Below are 15,439 nucleotides of genomic sequence, written 5' to 3'. Positions count from 1 at the left end.
AGAAGGCTCTCCAATGACCCCACTACCTTCTCATCTCTAACTTCTACCCACACACTTCCACCTTCTCACTTCAGAAAAATGAACGTTCTTCAAATTGACCCTCGCGACAATGTCCTTGTCGCACTCCAAGACCTTAAAGCTGGTGAAACCATCAACTTTGCAGGCAATGACATCACGCTCACTACCGACATCGATGCCAAGCACAAGTTCCCTATCAATGATCTCACATCAGGTGATAAGGTAACCATGTACGGCGTCCTCGTAGGCACCGTTTCAGAAGACGTACCAGCTGGTACCCTTCTCCACACTCACAACCTCCATCACGCAGCAGACCCATTCGGTATGGATCTCTACAAAGAAGGTGAATTCCAGTGGAACACAGCACCCGATGTCTCACAATTTGAAGGACGCACATTCCAAGGGTTCCACCGCGAAGACGGCAAAGTAGGCACTGCCAACTACTGGATCGTCATCCCGATGGTGTTCTGCGAGAACCGCAACCTGCGCATGCTCCAAGATGCCCTCCTCAAACCACTTGGCTACGCTAAGTCCACCAAATACGCAGACTTCGCCGAGCGTATGGCTGAAGCTGCGACAAATGGCCAAGATCTCACAGAGATAACCTTCGAATCTGACGAATCAGAAGCAGCAAAACGCCTCTTCCCTAACATCGATGGCATCAAGTTCCTCTCCCACTCCATGGGCTGCGGATCTGACCGTGGCGATTCCGACTCGCTCTGCCGTCTCCTCGCAGGCTACGCCACTCACCCTAACGTCGCCGGCGTCACCGTTCTCTCCCTCGGCTGTCAGCACGCTCAAGTTTCCATCCTTCAAGATGAAATGAAAAAGCGCTGCCCAGAATTTAACCGCCCATTGCTCGTCTTTGAACAACAGCAATACCCATCCGAAGAAATTCTTCTTGAAGAAACCATGCGCCAAATGTTTGCAGGTCTAGCAAAAGCTAACAAGCAAACCCGCCAAGAAGCACCTATCACCAAACTCGCAGTAGGCATGGAATGTGGTGGCTCAGACGGCTTCTCAGGAATCTCCGCTAACCCAGCCATTGGCCACGTCACAGACGTACTCACCGTCCTCGGTGCCCGCGCTGTGCTCTCCGAGTTCCCTGAGCTCTGCGGTGTCGAAGCTGACCTCATTAAGCGTTGTAAAACCAAAACAGAAGCCGCTCGCTTCATCCAGATCATGGAAGACTACAATGCCCGCGCCGAAGCCATCGGCTCAGGCTTCTCCATGAACCCCAGCCCTGGTAACATCAAAGACGGCCTCATTACCGATGCCATCAAATCCGCTGGCGCAGCCAAAAAAGGTGGAACCGCTCCAGTCACCGACGTCCTCGACTATACCGAACCTCTCAGGCGCGACGGCTTCACCCTCCTCTGTACACCCGGCAATGACGTAGAATCGACCACCGCTATGACCGGTTCAGGCTGCAACGTCATCCTCTTCTCCACCGGACTCGGCACACCAACTGGAAACCCAATCTGCCCAGTCATCAAAGTCGCCTCCAACCGCACCACAGCAGAACGTCACCCAGACCTCATCGACTACAACGCTGGCACTATCATCGAAGGACAAGAAACCATCCAAGAAACTGGCAATAGACTCCTTGAAATGATCCTCGAAGTCGCCAGCGGAAACTACACCACGAAAGCCGTCGGCCTCGGCCAAGACGACTTCATCCCATGGCGACGCGGAGTCAGTTTATAATGAAAACTTTAAATCTAGAAACTAAGATTTACACACTCGTTCTAAATTATAGAGTACACGATCTAACATGAATACCTCTGAGCTCAAACTGCGTACATTCCAGTTTTATCTGAGGGTTTTGAACCTCATCAAAGCCCTACCGAGTGGAGTTGGCATGTTTCGGTTAGGAGATCAAGTATTTGGCTCAGGAGCAAATTACCGTGCCGCTCTGAAGGCAAAATACTAGAAAAAAAAAGTGCAACCGCTTCTAGATCAAGCACACGAACTCACCGCCATTTTCTCCTCTACACTTAAAACATCACGAGAAAATCTTAATTCTTAAATCCATTATCTTAAATCCATCATGCTAAAAGGAATCAGCCATCTTCTCTCACCAGAACTTCTATCCACACTCTATCGCATGGGCCACGGTGAAGAAATCATCTTTGCGGATGCCCACTACCCAGTACACAAGGCCGGTATCCCAGTCATCCGAGCAGACGGCCACAAAATTCCTGAGTTATTAGATGCTATTTTGCCTCTCTTCGAACTCGATGCCTATTCCGACCATCCTGCAGCAATGATGGATGTAGTCCCTGGTGACACGCCCGATCCTGAAGTCGAAGCAAATTACCGCGCCGCGATAGATCGTCATCAAAAAGACGTACCTTCTATCGACAAAGTAGAACGCTTCGCTTTCTACGAGCGCGCTAAAAACGCCCACGCCATCGTTGCTACAGGCGACACAGCCAAATACGCTAACATCATTCTTACCAAAGGAGTCACTCCTATTTAGTAACCGATCTCTCCCTCCAAAAACCTATCACAACTACATACCATGACTAAAAAACCCGTTGTACCTAAGCAGTACCTCATCCCCTTCATCCTCGTAACCTCGCTCTTCGCACTATGGGGCTTTGCCAATGACATCACCAACCCCATGGTGAAAGTCTTCTCAAAAATTCTCGATATGAGCGCCTTTGAGGGGTCACTCGTCCAAGCAGCATTCTACGGTGGTTACTGCTTTATGGCTCTCCCTGCTGCCATTTTTATTACAAAATATTCCTACCGCGCAGGGATACTAACAGGTCTGAGCCTTTACGCTATTGGTTGCTTGCTCTTCATCCCAGCCAGTATCACCCTCAGCTTCACTCCCTTCCTCGCATGTTTCTTCATCATGACATGTGGTCTCTCTTTCTTAGAAACCTCCGCCAACCCGTACATTATGTCCATGGGCGACGACGAAACTGCAACGCGCCGTCTCAACCTCGCTCAAGCATTCAACCCTATGGGTGCCCTTACTGGAATGTTTGTCGCTAAGACATTCATCATGAGCAAAATTGACAGCCGCACACAAGAAGAGCGCGCAGCGCTCCCAGAAATTGAACTCGAATCGATCATCCAATCCGACCTCGCCATTCTTCGCGCGCCCTACGTCACTCTCGGCGTTGTCGTCTTAGTGATCCTCGTTGTCTTTGCTCTTTTCAAACTCCCTATTCACCAAAGAGATAATTCCCAAGGCCTCCAGATCGGAGCAACATTCGGACGCCTTTTCAAAAATATGCGCTGGGTCGGAGGTGTTATCGCTCAAGCATTCTATGTGGGTGCACAAATCATGTGTTGGACCTTCATCATCCACTACGGTACTGAAGTGTTCACCGCTGAAGGGATGGCGGAACAAGATGCTGAGACACTCTCGCAAAACTACAATATTGCAGCGATGTCCATCTTCTTAGCATCCCGCTTCATCTGTACCTTCCTCTTGAAATACTTTACCCCTGGCAAACTCCTCATGGTTCTTGCTCTCGGTGGAATGGCCACTACGCTCGGAACCATTTACATCGGCGGTCGCCCAGGCCTCTACTGCCTCGTTGCTACTTCTGCTTGCATGGCTCTGATGTTCCCAACCATCTACGGCATTGCTCTAGAAGGTCTCAAGGACGATGCGAAACTCGGCTCCGCTGGGCTCATCATGGCCATCGGCGGTGGCTGTCTCATGCCCCCACTCCAAGGAGCAATGATCGACACCCAAGGAGTCAACCTCTCCTTCTACCTGCCATTCATCTGCTTCGTAGTCATCGCCCTCTACGGCTTCGCCTGCAGAAGACCTAGAGCGATTGCAGCCTAAACTCTCTCTATCAACTTCCATCTGATCCATACTGGAATAGGAAGTTGAATCACCCATTAACGAAAGCTGCTCATAGCTAGTACCTCTTCTAACTATGAGCAGCTTATTTATAAATCACATCCGGTATCCAGCGATACTCTAGGACCGAGACCAAACGTAGCCATTGATAAAGCGTCCAATCCCAGAGCGCTAACGAAAACCCTCTCAAAACATGTATTCATCCCAATTGAATACATTTTCCGTAAGTACTAACCATGCTGAGACCTCAGCATTTTACATCGAAGAGTCCCCCCCCATTGGCTCTTTTTTCCCTACATTAACCACTATGAATAAGCTCTTCTTCCTTTTCTACACCCTCATTTCCCTATTCTGTTTTAAAACAGCACAGGCAGAGCCTAAAAACTCCATGCTCTTTTATGGGAACTCTATGGTGGAAAGACTACTCGAACAGGGATATCTAGAAGCTTACCTACAGCTGTCTCAAAAAGCGGCAGACAAAGACCCTCTCACGGTTCGCAGCCTCGCGTGGACTGGTGACGAAGTCGGTTACCGCCTCCGACCTGAAGGCTACGTGAGACATCTCACGAAAGTTCTCGATAAATGGAAGGCCAACACCATTGTTCTCGGTTATGGCATGAATGAAGCCTTTGCAGGCGCAGATGGTTTAAAAGATTTTAAAGACCAATACACTTCATACCTCACACAACTTCAAGCGATCCATCCCTCCGCGCGAATTATTCTCCTCTCACCCATTGCAGTTGAGCCCAAATCCTACCCAGTTGTACAACGAAAAGGAGAGGCATCTAACACGAATAACAAATCCTTTAATAGCTCCACGCTCAACGAAAAGTTGCAGCTCTACACCAACGCGATCAAAGAAATCGCAACGGTAAACGGCATGCAGTTCATTGACCTCTTCTCCCCAAGTAAAGCTGCCTACGTCACACACCAACAAAACCTAACATCTAACGGTATTCACCTCAATGAGGTAGGCAACGCGCTTATTGCTAAAACCATAGCTTCGCAAATGACTCAGCTCAAACTTGAGTCCGTAGACAAAAACCATCTCAAACAAATCGCCCAAGCGGCTGCGCAAAAACACAGCTACGTCGCTGAAATCACCAGACCTAAAAACTCCGTCGTCTACTTCGGTGTCCGCCAGCGCCCCGATGAATATCTCGCTGAAATGCCACGCTACCACAAGCTCGTAGCACAGTCTGACCACATCATCCAAAAGATCCTCGCCGACCCAAAACTCACATTCGACTCGCTCCCGAAACCATCTCTCCCACCCTTGCCCGCTATTAAAGGAAAAAAAGCTCGCAAGGGAAATGGAGTCGTAAAAAGCCCCGCTGAATCGATGGCTGAATTTAAAGTCGCCGACGGATATGAAGTCTCACTTTTCGCCTCCGAAGAAATGTTCCCAGAGCTGCGCAACCCAGTTCAAATCGCCTTCGATGCCGAAGGCCGCCTCTGGGTCGTCACTATGCCGTCTTTTCCACACACCGTCCCTGGGCTTCCTAAAGAAGATAAAATTCTTATCCTAGAAGACACCGATAAAGACGGAAAAGCTGACAAATCCACGGTTTATGCCTCCGGTTTTGACGCGCTTGATGGCATCACTTTCCACCACACTGGCCCGATCATTTCAGCTCAACCAAAACACATCTTCGCTGTCGACGAAAATGGTGATGACCGCGCGGACAAATTTACCGAACTCCTCCGCGGCATCGACATGACAGATTCTCACCACGGCGGCATGCTCGCAGCAGACCCTTATGGTGGAATCATCTTTTCCGATGGTGTTTTCCACAGATCCCAATTCGAAACCCCGTACGGCGTGCACCGTGGCATTGATGCCAGCACCTATCGCCATAACCTCAACACAGGAGAAATTAGAACCGAATGGCAAAGCGCCATCCCGAACCCTTGGCAACCCACCTTTGACCGCTGGGGCAACACCTACCAAATGTACGGTGATGGGCTCGTAGTCGACGGCCTCATGCTTACTTGGACACCACTTGGCGTCTACCACCCGTTCCGCCACGGCTCCATTCTCGGTTATGGAAAAGGCTCAGCCGCTGCGATCATCTCCAGTGAAAATTTCCCGAAAGAATACCAACAAGGCATCGCCTCCGCATCTTTGTTAGGAAATTACACAGTTTCCATTTCCAAAACTCACTTCGACAATGGCCCCATCAAAGCCACTGACAGACTCGATCTCGTCAGCTCCAAGAACCCTGCATTTCGCCCCGCCGCACTCGCCTTCGGCATGGACGGCTCACTCTACATTTCAGACTTTTGCAGTGCCATCATCGGCCACGCCCAACACGCCATGCGCGACCCCAATTGGGACCACCAACACGGCCGAATTTGGCGCGTCACGTACACCAACAATCCCACAAATAAAGAATTTCCGGAAATCAAAGGAACCTCTCCAGCAGATCTCTGTAAACTCCTCGAACACTCCAACGACCTCGTCAGATACCACGCTCGCATCGAACTGCGGAAGCATGAGGCCACTGGCCTCACAGCCCTAAACACCTGGGTCAAAACTCTCGACCCGGCCGCTCCTAACTACGAACAATCCCTACTCGAAGCCATTTTCGTTTCCGAAGGCCTTGGAAAAATCCAGCCAGAGCTGCTCGACATTCTACTCGCCTCCAAATCCCCACTCTATCGCTCAGCTGCCATCCACACCATTCGCCTTCAAGCCGACCGCTTACCAGCGCCTGCGAAAATGCTCAAAAAATGCATCAATGACCCTCACCCTCGTGTGCAGATGGAAGTAGTCGACGCCATTGCACATATGCAAAAAGAACTCCCAAAAATCATCGATTTGGCAAAGCAACTGAAGAGCAAACACAAACCCGTGACTCAAATGCTCGATGACCTCAAACACGGCACCGCCTCCCACAAACTACGCAGTATCCCAGTCCTCTCAGTATCACCTAAAGCACAAATCCCTTTCTGGATGCAACTTGGAAAAGAAAACACAGCATTCCAATACACCCAAAAGAACCCCTTCAAAAAAGGTAAATACCTCACCTTCATTCAGTCAGAAAAAGAACAACCCGCCATCTTAGGCGCTGTGTTCAACTACATCAACGTCTCCGTCAATGGAGTCCTCTTGCTCTCTGACAATGAACGCTGGAGTAAAGACCAACAAGTTTCCTTCACGCTCAATCAAGGGATCAATGTCATCGAAATAGAATTCCCAAAAGACAAAGTCGAGAAATCATCCATCGCTATCTACAACCTCATGGGTGAAGCTCTAACAAACGTTACTCTCTGCGACAGCAAAGAAAACCTACTCTCCCTCGACTCAAAATACCGCGCGGAACAAGCCAAGTTCACCGGCGCCATCCGCATCCAAGCGGTCCCTCACCAACTCAAATTCTCACCCACCGAATTTACAGTCAAAGCTGGCAGCGACGTCCGTCTCATCTTTGAGAACCCTGACAGCATGCTACATAATCTCCTCATCCTAAAACCAGGCACCGCACAAACAATCGGAACACTCGCTGACCAGATGGCAACCCAAGCAGATGGCATTGAAAAAGCCTATATTCCAGACACGCCAGATGTCCTCCACGCCACACAATTAGTTAACCCAAACAAAACCGAAGAACTCACCTTCAAGGCGCCAAACAAACCTGGCCGCTACCCATACCTCTGTACCTTCCCCGGCCACTGGAGAGTCATGCAAGGCATCATGATCGTAGAATAAAAACCTCTCTCCATCGCGACCATACGATGCATTCCCATACTTTCGACCTACCGACCTTCGACACTCGGAAGCACAAAAACACCCTCTTGCCATGCGACCTGTCAAAAATCTAAAAGTCCAATATCATCTCAGCAAAGTCTAATAACTCTATACCCCTCTTTTTAGCGAGCATTTGGAGTTGAAAAGTCATCTCAGCAGACCGACACTTCGCCCATGAGCAACCGCATCGATACCACTTTCCAAAAGTTGGCCGAGACTAACACACCTGCCTTCGTCGCCTACGTCGCGGCGGGTGATCCAAATTTGGAAAAATCCTTAGAAATCATCAAAGGCCTTGCCGATGCAGGCTCTGACGTGATCGAACTGGGTGTCCCATTCTCCGACCCGCTTGCCGATGGTGTCGTCAACCAGCTCGCAGCAGAACGCGCGCTCAAAGCGGGCACAACATTTCCCAAGGTGCTTCAGCTGATCCGTGATTTCCGTGAAACACACGACACACCCATCGTGCTCTTCACCTACCTCAACCCCATCTACACCTACGGGTTCGAAAAATTCCATACCGATGCCGCAGCTGCTGGTGCCGACGGAGTGCTCCTACTCGACCTTCCTCCAGATGAAGTTCCTTTCAACAAGGAGCTCGCCGCGCACGAAGGCCTCAAACATATCACACTCATCGCTCCCACATCGCCCGACGAACGCATCGCAGCCCTCGCAAAACAATCCGAAGGTTTCATCTATGCGCTCTCTCGCACAGGCGTGACCGGCGCCCAAGCAGCTCCATCTGATGCTATCGGTGCGACTGTAGAAAAGATCAAAAAGCACACCGACACACCCGTCTGCATCGGTTTCGGTATCAACACCCCAGACCAAGCAAAAATGGTCGGCGAGCTCTCCGATGGAGTCGTCGTCGGCTCAGCCATTGTCAACCAAGTCGCCGAAAATGCTGACTGCGCAGACGTCGCTGCCAAAGTCGCAGCATTCGCAACCCCACTCATCAAAGCCGCAAAAGGACAAGCGACAAACTAACTCGCCTCACATTTTACCCATTCTAACGAATTCCGGCAATTCTATCTAAATGACTCCATTCTACGAGTCATAAAACATCTCACTTAAAACATACCACTATGTTAAATTTCACAAAAATGAACGGCGCGGGCAACGACTTCGTTGTCATCGATAACCGCGACCTTTCCATCAATCTTTCCAAGGAACAAATCGCCCAACTTTGCGATCGTCACCGCGGTGTCGGCGCCGATGGCCTACTCGCTGTCGAGCCTGCCGAAAATGGTGCCGACTACAAATTCCGCTACTACAATGCAGATGGCGGCGAAGCCGAAATGTGTGGCAACGGTGCGCGCTGCTTTGGCGCCTACACTGCACGCCTCAGCTCACCTACAAAAGAAATTGTCACCTTCGAAACCATCGCTGGAACACTCAGCGCGGAGCTTATCGGTGACAACGTACGCATCGCCATGTCTGACCCATTCGATCTCGACATGAACCTGCCCATCGCGCTTCCAGACCTTGGTAACATTCACTTCGTCAACACCGGCGTCCCACACGCAGTCGCCTACGTCAAAGACCTTCCTGCTCTCGATGTCGTCAAAAACGGAGCAGCCATCCGCTACCACGACCACTTTGCCCCGAATGGCACTAACGCGAACTTCGCCTGCGCCATCGGTCCAGACCACATTGCCATCCGTACTTACGAACGCGGAGTCGAAGGCGAAACTCTCGCTTGTGGCACCGGCATGTGTGCAAGTGCCCTCTTCCACCACATCCTCACTGGCGCAGCATCACCCATCAAAGTCGATGTCGCTGGCGGTGATACTCTCGAAATCGGCTTCGAGCCACTTGGCGACAATAAGTTCTCCAACGTAACCCTCACTGGCCCAGCAGACTTCGTCTTTACTGGTTCCATTGAGGTATAATCGCTACCAACCTTAAGCTTTTCCCATGCCCAGCAAGTACCTCGTTACTTCTGGGCATTTACATATCCACAAAGAACTACAAGATATCCACATCCTGCGCTTGCCAATTCATCTCGCATTTTCATAGTAAACCACAGATGAATGAGAGCAGTGCATCAGAGAACCCTCCAGAAGAACTATGCTTCTCTCAATTACTTGCTGGTGAACAAGGCTTTTTGCACGCCCTCATTCGCTCACTAGGCGTCCCATCTTCGGACTCTGCCGACGTCCTCCAAGCTGCAAATATGTACCTCATCGAAAATGCGGATAAGTTCGAAACTGGAACCAATTTCCGCGCATGGGCCGCGCAAGTCACCCGCTATAGGTGTCTCAATTACTTTCGCTCCCAGAAGCGTCGGCCCATGGTCAACCTCTCTGAGCAAGCGCTCGACTTGATCACTGAGGAAGTCTGTCGCCAGTACGACGAAACTGCACAACAACTCTCCCACCTCGACCAATGCTTAAAAAAACTCCCCTTCGAACACGCCTCACTCATCCACGCCATTTACACTGAAGGTCAATCTCTCAAAGAGTACGCCCACTCTCATAAAAAATCTCACACCGCAGTCCGCAAAACTATCTCCCGAGTTCGTCAGCTTCTTAAAGACTGCATCGAACGCCAAAACTGATGCGCCGCTCTTGCCACAGTAAAAAATAAAAAATACTGTGTCACACTTCCCCTATTTCCTCTCTATTTAAGTAGACAATGCCCGAGCCCACTACAGACCTGCCATCGCAAGAGTTCATAGAACTCGTGCAACGCGTGCTCGATAAAGAGTCTAGCCTCGACGATTTGGCTGAGCTCAACCGCATTCTAGCTCAAGACCCACAGTCCCTGAGTTACTTCGTCAAAATGCGCATGCTCCACTCCCATCTCGTGGACAAACTCGGCACCAGCTCTTCTGGTCTCACCGGCATTCACCAAGCCACCAAAAAGGCCAAATCCTCCCCGATCACCGAGCAGCTCACCCTAACACAACCGAGCAAGCTCACTCGCCCAGTGATCATTAAAATGGCTCTCGCAACAGCCGCCCTCATTCTCCTCTCATTCCTTATTCCTGTAGGATACCGCAGTGCCGTCGCTGAAGGGGCCTACCAAGTGGTTGCAACCCATAACACTCAAGAATTCCAGCGAGGCACATGGATGACGACCCACAAGACATACAGCCTTAAAGAGGGATCTATCCAGATCAACTCCTCGGACCACAACCGTCTCACCATTCAGGCTCCGGCCAAATTCACCATTAATTCCCATCGAGAGATCACCCTCAAAAAAGGAAAAATCTGGGCCGAACTCGATGGTAAGCCCCTCGACATTCACACTCCTCAGGGACTCGTCAAAGACCTTGGCACCACCTTTGGTATCGACCAATCCTCAGCAAAAAGTACACGTATCGACGTACTTGATGGCGCGATCCAACTATCAAGATCTGCCACCAGGCAGAACAAGGCTGAGAAAGGCCAAGCCCTCATTACAGATGCTAACCAATGGCCGCCAAAGAAGGTCGACGCAGACGCATCGCTCTACACCACCAAACTGCGACAATCAATAGGCATCGTTTTCAGCGAGTACTATTTCGACAACCAAAGAATTTTAGCTGAGCAACCCTTGTCCACTCGCTGGACAGTCGCAAACACAATCGACGGCTCAAAAACTCTCGACCAATCGCCTGTCACCGTCAAATGGCTCTGCGGCTACAAACTTTTCCCCGAGGGCTCTGCAAACTCTGCGGAAGCAGCACTCTTTCGAACCCATCTTTTATCTGGTCACAATGACAGCCGCGACCTATCAGCAGCCAAAGAACTCGGCTTCACAGGAGACCCTGAGATTGGCATCATTATCCGTATCGAAAACCTCCAACCGTGGCTCGAGCAAATCGGAGCATCGAGCTACCGCATTCAAGTCCTGCGCAACTCAGGCCAGCCAAATGTTCATTTTCTCCCTCTCAGCATTCACCTATCCGAAAGCTCTCCTGCTATCGAAACACAAAAAACAGATTCAAGCGAACTTCTCTCTCCGCAATACCCAGAGCCAAGTGACACTGAAGAGGGGGCACGGTCCTTCACCAATTTCCAAACCATTTTCACAGCAGACTCCCTCACCCTCACCACCCCCATCCAACAAAAGGGCAATGACCGTGGCAACATCTCAGCTGTGAGAATTATCCCGATTTTTAATTAAATCATTTTTTTAAGTCACACTTATCCCTGTGACGTTCTTTGTTAGGGAGAATCCGTTTGTCATTATTACTCACGGATTTTTCAAAATGATATCAATCAATCATTATAATGAAGAAAACAAACATATCCTCCTTATCAATTGTCGCTACAGCCCTTCTTGGCCTTTCAGCGACCTCTCAAGCATCCAGTATCCTTATCGATTTTGGTGCTTCTGCTGGAGTAACCACAGGTAATTACAATAATGTCAACGGGAACGGAACTACCGGTGCCAGCTCTATCAGCGATGTAGAAGATACCTATTCGCTCATCGACTCCACTGGAGCCTCTGCAGGCCAAGTAGTAGTTTCTAGTAACACCACTGCAAACTGGGGTGACGCAGCCAGCGGTGCAAACTACACAGGCACGAAACCAGTGACCCTCAGTGGTATCGCGGCTACAGCTACCGATGACGGCTTATACATGAACAATGCGGGCGCCATCGACCCTATCGTGTCACTAAGCTTCACGGGTTTGGCTGCTTCACAAACCTACGACATCCTCTTTTACTCTGCTCGTGGTAATAACGGCGGCGTAGCTACGAACATTGGAGTCACTACAGGAACTGGTACAGGAGCGAGCATCAGCAATAGCTTTAACAACGATTCAGATGTGGGCATATTCTCCGCCACCACCACAGCATCGGGTGAACTTACCCTCACCTACACCGTAGGAGGAAGCTCAAGCAGCGCAGGAGCGCTGAACTTCATGTCTATCACAGCCGTTCCAGAGCCATCATCCACTGCTCTTCTCGGCCTCGGAGGTCTCGCGCTGATCCTTCGCCGTCGCCGCGCATAAAGACACCCTTGCCTCATGTTTAAAGCCGGGTAGGTAGGCAATATCCCCTTCCCGGCTTTTTTCTCACAAGTATCTATGAAACGGCTCCTTCTCTCGATCCCCCTAGTCCTAGCTCTCTACTGCTCAGCGTCTGCTCAGATCAAAGTTGCAGTCCACGAAAACAACACCATCGCAGCCGGAATGAGCTCGCGGCCAGATGGAACTATCGTTTCCACAGGCTCAGAAACTTGGAATAACGCCGTAGGCCAAACGGCAGCCAATATCATTCTAGCAGACACCAATGGCAGCGCCACTAGCGCAAGCCTCTCTTACTCAGCCGGCTTCATCAAATCAAACGCACTAGGCTGGGAATCGCAATCTCAAGACTGGGTTATGATGGAAACCTGGATCGGCTTCAAACAAAACGAGTCTCTCACTGTCAGCGACCTACCAGCCAATTACGCTTCTGGCTATTCTGTAGTGATCTATGGTGACTCCAACGATGGAAATACCCGCACCATGGACTATTTCATCGACGACGGCTCTGGCACGAAAACTAGCACCATTCTCGACGCAGGCTATTTCAATGGCAGCTTCTCCATTGATAAGACCGTCACTATCACCGGACTAACTGGAACTTCTTTCACTCTCACAGGAAATCCTAACTCCAATGATTCACGTTCCGCCATCTGCGGCTTCGAAATCATTCCCGGAGCTATCACTTCGATTCCCTCATTCGAGGCCGATGATCACTACGTTCAATCAGGGACTGAAGTCACGCTTAGCTGGTCAGCAAACAACGCAACTACCCTCACTCTCAACCCGGGTAACATCGACGTCACAGGCTCCACCTCTCTCAATGTCACCCCAACTGAGACCACCACCTATACACTCACAGCTGCGGGTGAATCCGAGAATGCGACCGCAGAAGTCACGGTGAGTATCGGACCAGAAGTACCTAACATTATCATTTTCCTCGTCGATGACTTTGGAGTCACGGACACATCGGTTCCCTTCGCTTACGATAGCTACAACGATTCAGGCTCCCCACTCCTCACTGGCTTCAACAATTTTTATAAAACACCTAACATGGAAACCCTCGCAGCACAGGGAATGAAATTCACTCAAGCCTACGCCATGCCTGTCTGCAGCCCTACTCGCACAAGTGTGATGACTGGCCACAATAGCCCTCGCCACGGCATTACTGTCCACTTAAACCTCGCAGGCACTATCGATAACAACTCCTTTGCACAAAAAAGCCACCGCGGTCCTAACAATTGGCGATACATGGGAATGGACGCGACCGATGTGACACTACCACAGCTTCTCTCAAATGCTTCCTATCGCTCCATCCACTGCGGCAAAGGCCACTTTGGCGGCAAAGGAAGATATGCAGCAGATCCGACAGCTATCGGCTTCGACGTTAACATTGCCGGTTCCTCCTCTGGTCAGCCGGCGCGTTATATTTCAAATTCTTCATCAGGTTTCGAGAGCAGCTCGCGTGCAATGCCGGGAATGGAAGCCTACACAGGCAGTGGAGCGGGAACGTACCTCACCGATGCCCTCACCATAGAAATGAATTCAGCAATCAGCACCGCAGTCAGCGATGGTGTCCCGTTTTTTGGCTATATGTCCTATTACGCGGTCCATTCCCCCTTCACCTACAACCCTGGAGTCGATGCTTCCGCCTACAGCTCTGGAGTTTCCACAAATCATAAAAAATTCGCCACCATGGTAGAGGGAGTCGATATCTCCTTAGGAAATATCATCCAGCATTTGGACAGCCTCGGTGTAGCTGAAGACACCCTCATCCTCTTCATGGGAGACAATGGCAGCGACTCGCCAGCTCTCAATGACGAAGGGCAAATTGGCAACGCCAACTTCAATGACTTCCCAATGCGCGGCAAAAAAGGCTCAGCCTACGAAGGCGGAACCCGAGTTCCACTCATCATTGCTTGGGCAAAACCCGATACGCAAAACGCGTTCCAACAAGCCCTCCCTATCGTCGAAAATGCTGTTGAACACGACATCGTCTCGCTAATGGATATCGCCCCCACAATCCTCTCAATCTGTGGTGTCGATCACCCATACATGGATGGGTTCAACCTTAGCCCCTACCTCCTGGGTCAAAGTGGCTCACATCGCCCACAACAACTCATAAGCTACGTACCACATGAACATCGTAGTGACTACTTTCTTTGGTACCGTGAACCCGACTGGAAATTAATCTATCGCTTCTACAACGACTCCTTTGAGCTCTATAACCTAACCTCTGACCCCGATGAATCAGACAATCTCTCGTCAGCGCAGCCTGAAAAAGTGCTCACCATGGCGCGCGCTATGGCTGCAGAATTGGACAATTCCTGGGGCGACCTTGGCGAACTATGGCCCACACTCAATCCTACTCAAGTGGCTGTCCCCGCAAGACCCTTAGAAGACGATCCCTTCTACATCCCGTTTGATGTCGATGGAAGAGACTCTGTCGACACCGATGCTGATGGACTCACCGACGCCCTAGAAGACACCGATGCCAATGGCCTACTCGGAACTAGCGAAACCAATGCTGATGATTGGGACACCGACGACGACAACACAGATGACTACACCGAAACTCGTTTAAATCTCGATCCACGCGACCCTAACAAAACATTCACCGTACGTGCTACCCAATCGGCCGAAGACATCGTGACTCTCACATGGCCATCTGCACCTGGCTTGAAATTCGATATCTTATCAAGCCCTAATCTCGGCACTTCCACCCCTAGCTGGACACCGCTCTTTTCAGACCTGGACGCAGACGCCACTGAATCAGAAACCAGCCAAGAAATTCAGATCGACTTCGATCGCAAATTTTTCTCCATCCAGCTCAAACCCTAAGCTCTCAGCTATTCACCATAAAACATACCAAACCGC

Annotated in this window: 11 protein-coding genes; all 11 read left to right on the top strand. The window is 50.4% G+C overall.

Features of this window, described 5'->3' with window-relative positions; translation table 11 throughout:
- The first annotated feature begins 78 nt into the window (after positions 1–78).
- The 11 genes from ACFPK9_RS09685 to ACFPK9_RS09635 all read left to right on the top strand — a co-directional run bounded on the left by ACFPK9_RS09685 (position 79) and on the right by ACFPK9_RS09635 (position 15,403).
- A complete protein-coding gene (locus ACFPK9_RS09685) occupies positions 79–1,725 on the top strand; it encodes a UxaA family hydrolase (protein WP_377094678.1) in 1,647 nt (548 codons plus the stop codon).
- Between the two features lie 67 nt (positions 1,726–1,792).
- Positions 1,793–1,951: a hypothetical protein gene (locus ACFPK9_RS09680; protein ID WP_377094677.1), complete on the top strand. Its 159-nt coding sequence runs from the start codon at positions 1,793–1,795 to the stop codon at positions 1,949–1,951.
- Positions 1,952–2,068: 117 nt separating this feature from the next.
- On the top strand, positions 2,069–2,500 hold the full coding sequence (fucU, locus tag ACFPK9_RS09675; RefSeq protein WP_377094676.1) for an L-fucose mutarotase: 432 nt from the start codon (positions 2,069–2,071) through the stop codon (positions 2,498–2,500).
- Between the two features lie 42 nt (positions 2,501–2,542).
- Positions 2,543–3,832, top strand: coding sequence for an L-fucose:H+ symporter permease (gene fucP / locus ACFPK9_RS09670; protein ID WP_377094675.1), 1,290 nt, complete (start codon positions 2,543–2,545; stop codon positions 3,830–3,832).
- 325 nt (positions 3,833–4,157) lie between these two features.
- On the top strand, positions 4,158–7,562 hold the full coding sequence (locus ACFPK9_RS09665; protein WP_377094674.1) for a DUF7133 domain-containing protein: 3,405 nt from the start codon (positions 4,158–4,160) through the stop codon (positions 7,560–7,562).
- A 213-nt stretch (positions 7,563–7,775) separates the two neighbouring features.
- A complete protein-coding gene (trpA, locus tag ACFPK9_RS09660) occupies positions 7,776–8,588 on the top strand; it encodes a tryptophan synthase subunit alpha (RefSeq protein ID WP_377094673.1) in 813 nt (270 codons plus the stop codon).
- A 98-nt stretch (positions 8,589–8,686) separates the two neighbouring features.
- Complete coding sequence (gene dapF, locus ACFPK9_RS09655) at positions 8,687–9,493, top strand: diaminopimelate epimerase (protein ID WP_377094672.1); 807 nt, start codon at positions 8,687–8,689, stop codon at positions 9,491–9,493.
- Positions 9,494–9,630: 137 nt separating this feature from the next.
- Complete coding sequence (locus ACFPK9_RS09650) at positions 9,631–10,161, top strand: sigma-70 family RNA polymerase sigma factor (protein WP_377094671.1); 531 nt, start codon at positions 9,631–9,633, stop codon at positions 10,159–10,161.
- 77 nt (positions 10,162–10,238) lie between these two features.
- The gene (locus ACFPK9_RS09645; protein WP_377094670.1) at positions 10,239–11,714 is read left to right on the top strand and encodes a FecR family protein; all 1,476 of its coding nucleotides are present in this window, start codon (positions 10,239–10,241) and stop codon (positions 11,712–11,714) included.
- 107 nt (positions 11,715–11,821) lie between these two features.
- The gene (locus ACFPK9_RS09640; RefSeq protein ID WP_377094669.1) at positions 11,822–12,547 is read left to right on the top strand and encodes a PEP-CTERM sorting domain-containing protein; all 726 of its coding nucleotides are present in this window, start codon (positions 11,822–11,824) and stop codon (positions 12,545–12,547) included.
- Positions 12,548–12,622: 75 nt separating this feature from the next.
- Positions 12,623–15,403, top strand: a complete 2,781-nt coding sequence (locus ACFPK9_RS09635; RefSeq protein WP_377094667.1) for a sulfatase-like hydrolase/transferase — start codon at positions 12,623–12,625, stop codon at positions 15,401–15,403.
- Positions 15,404–15,439 lie beyond the last annotated feature (36 nt).

This window comes from Rubritalea spongiae (assembly GCF_042652385.1).
GTDB lineage: Bacteria > Verrucomicrobiota > Verrucomicrobiia > Verrucomicrobiales > Akkermansiaceae > Rubritalea > Rubritalea spongiae.
The sequence above is the reverse complement of the archived record's forward strand: the minus strand, read 5'-3'. Positions and strand labels throughout refer to the sequence as shown.

Excerpts from the sequence above, each read along its gene's own strand:
- ACFPK9_RS09685 (WP_377094678.1), top strand. The coding sequence starts at position 79 with ATGAACGTTCTTCAAATTGACCCTCGCGACAATGTCCTTGTCGCACTC.
- ACFPK9_RS09680 (WP_377094677.1), top strand. The coding sequence starts at position 1,793 with ATGAATACCTCTGAGCTCAAACTGCGTACATTCCAGTTTTATCTGAGG.
- fucU (WP_377094676.1), top strand. The coding sequence starts at position 2,069 with ATGCTAAAAGGAATCAGCCATCTTCTCTCACCAGAACTTCTATCCACA.
- fucP (WP_377094675.1), top strand. The coding sequence starts at position 2,543 with ATGACTAAAAAACCCGTTGTACCTAAGCAGTACCTCATCCCCTTCATC.
- ACFPK9_RS09665 (WP_377094674.1), top strand. The coding sequence starts at position 4,158 with ATGAATAAGCTCTTCTTCCTTTTCTACACCCTCATTTCCCTATTCTGT.
- trpA (WP_377094673.1), top strand. The coding sequence starts at position 7,776 with ATGAGCAACCGCATCGATACCACTTTCCAAAAGTTGGCCGAGACTAAC.
- dapF (WP_377094672.1), top strand. The coding sequence starts at position 8,687 with ATGTTAAATTTCACAAAAATGAACGGCGCGGGCAACGACTTCGTTGTC.
- ACFPK9_RS09650 (WP_377094671.1), top strand. The coding sequence starts at position 9,631 with ATGAATGAGAGCAGTGCATCAGAGAACCCTCCAGAAGAACTATGCTTC.
- ACFPK9_RS09645 (WP_377094670.1), top strand. The coding sequence starts at position 10,239 with ATGCCCGAGCCCACTACAGACCTGCCATCGCAAGAGTTCATAGAACTC.
- ACFPK9_RS09640 (WP_377094669.1), top strand. The coding sequence starts at position 11,822 with ATGAAGAAAACAAACATATCCTCCTTATCAATTGTCGCTACAGCCCTT.
- ACFPK9_RS09635 (WP_377094667.1), top strand. The coding sequence starts at position 12,623 with ATGAAACGGCTCCTTCTCTCGATCCCCCTAGTCCTAGCTCTCTACTGC.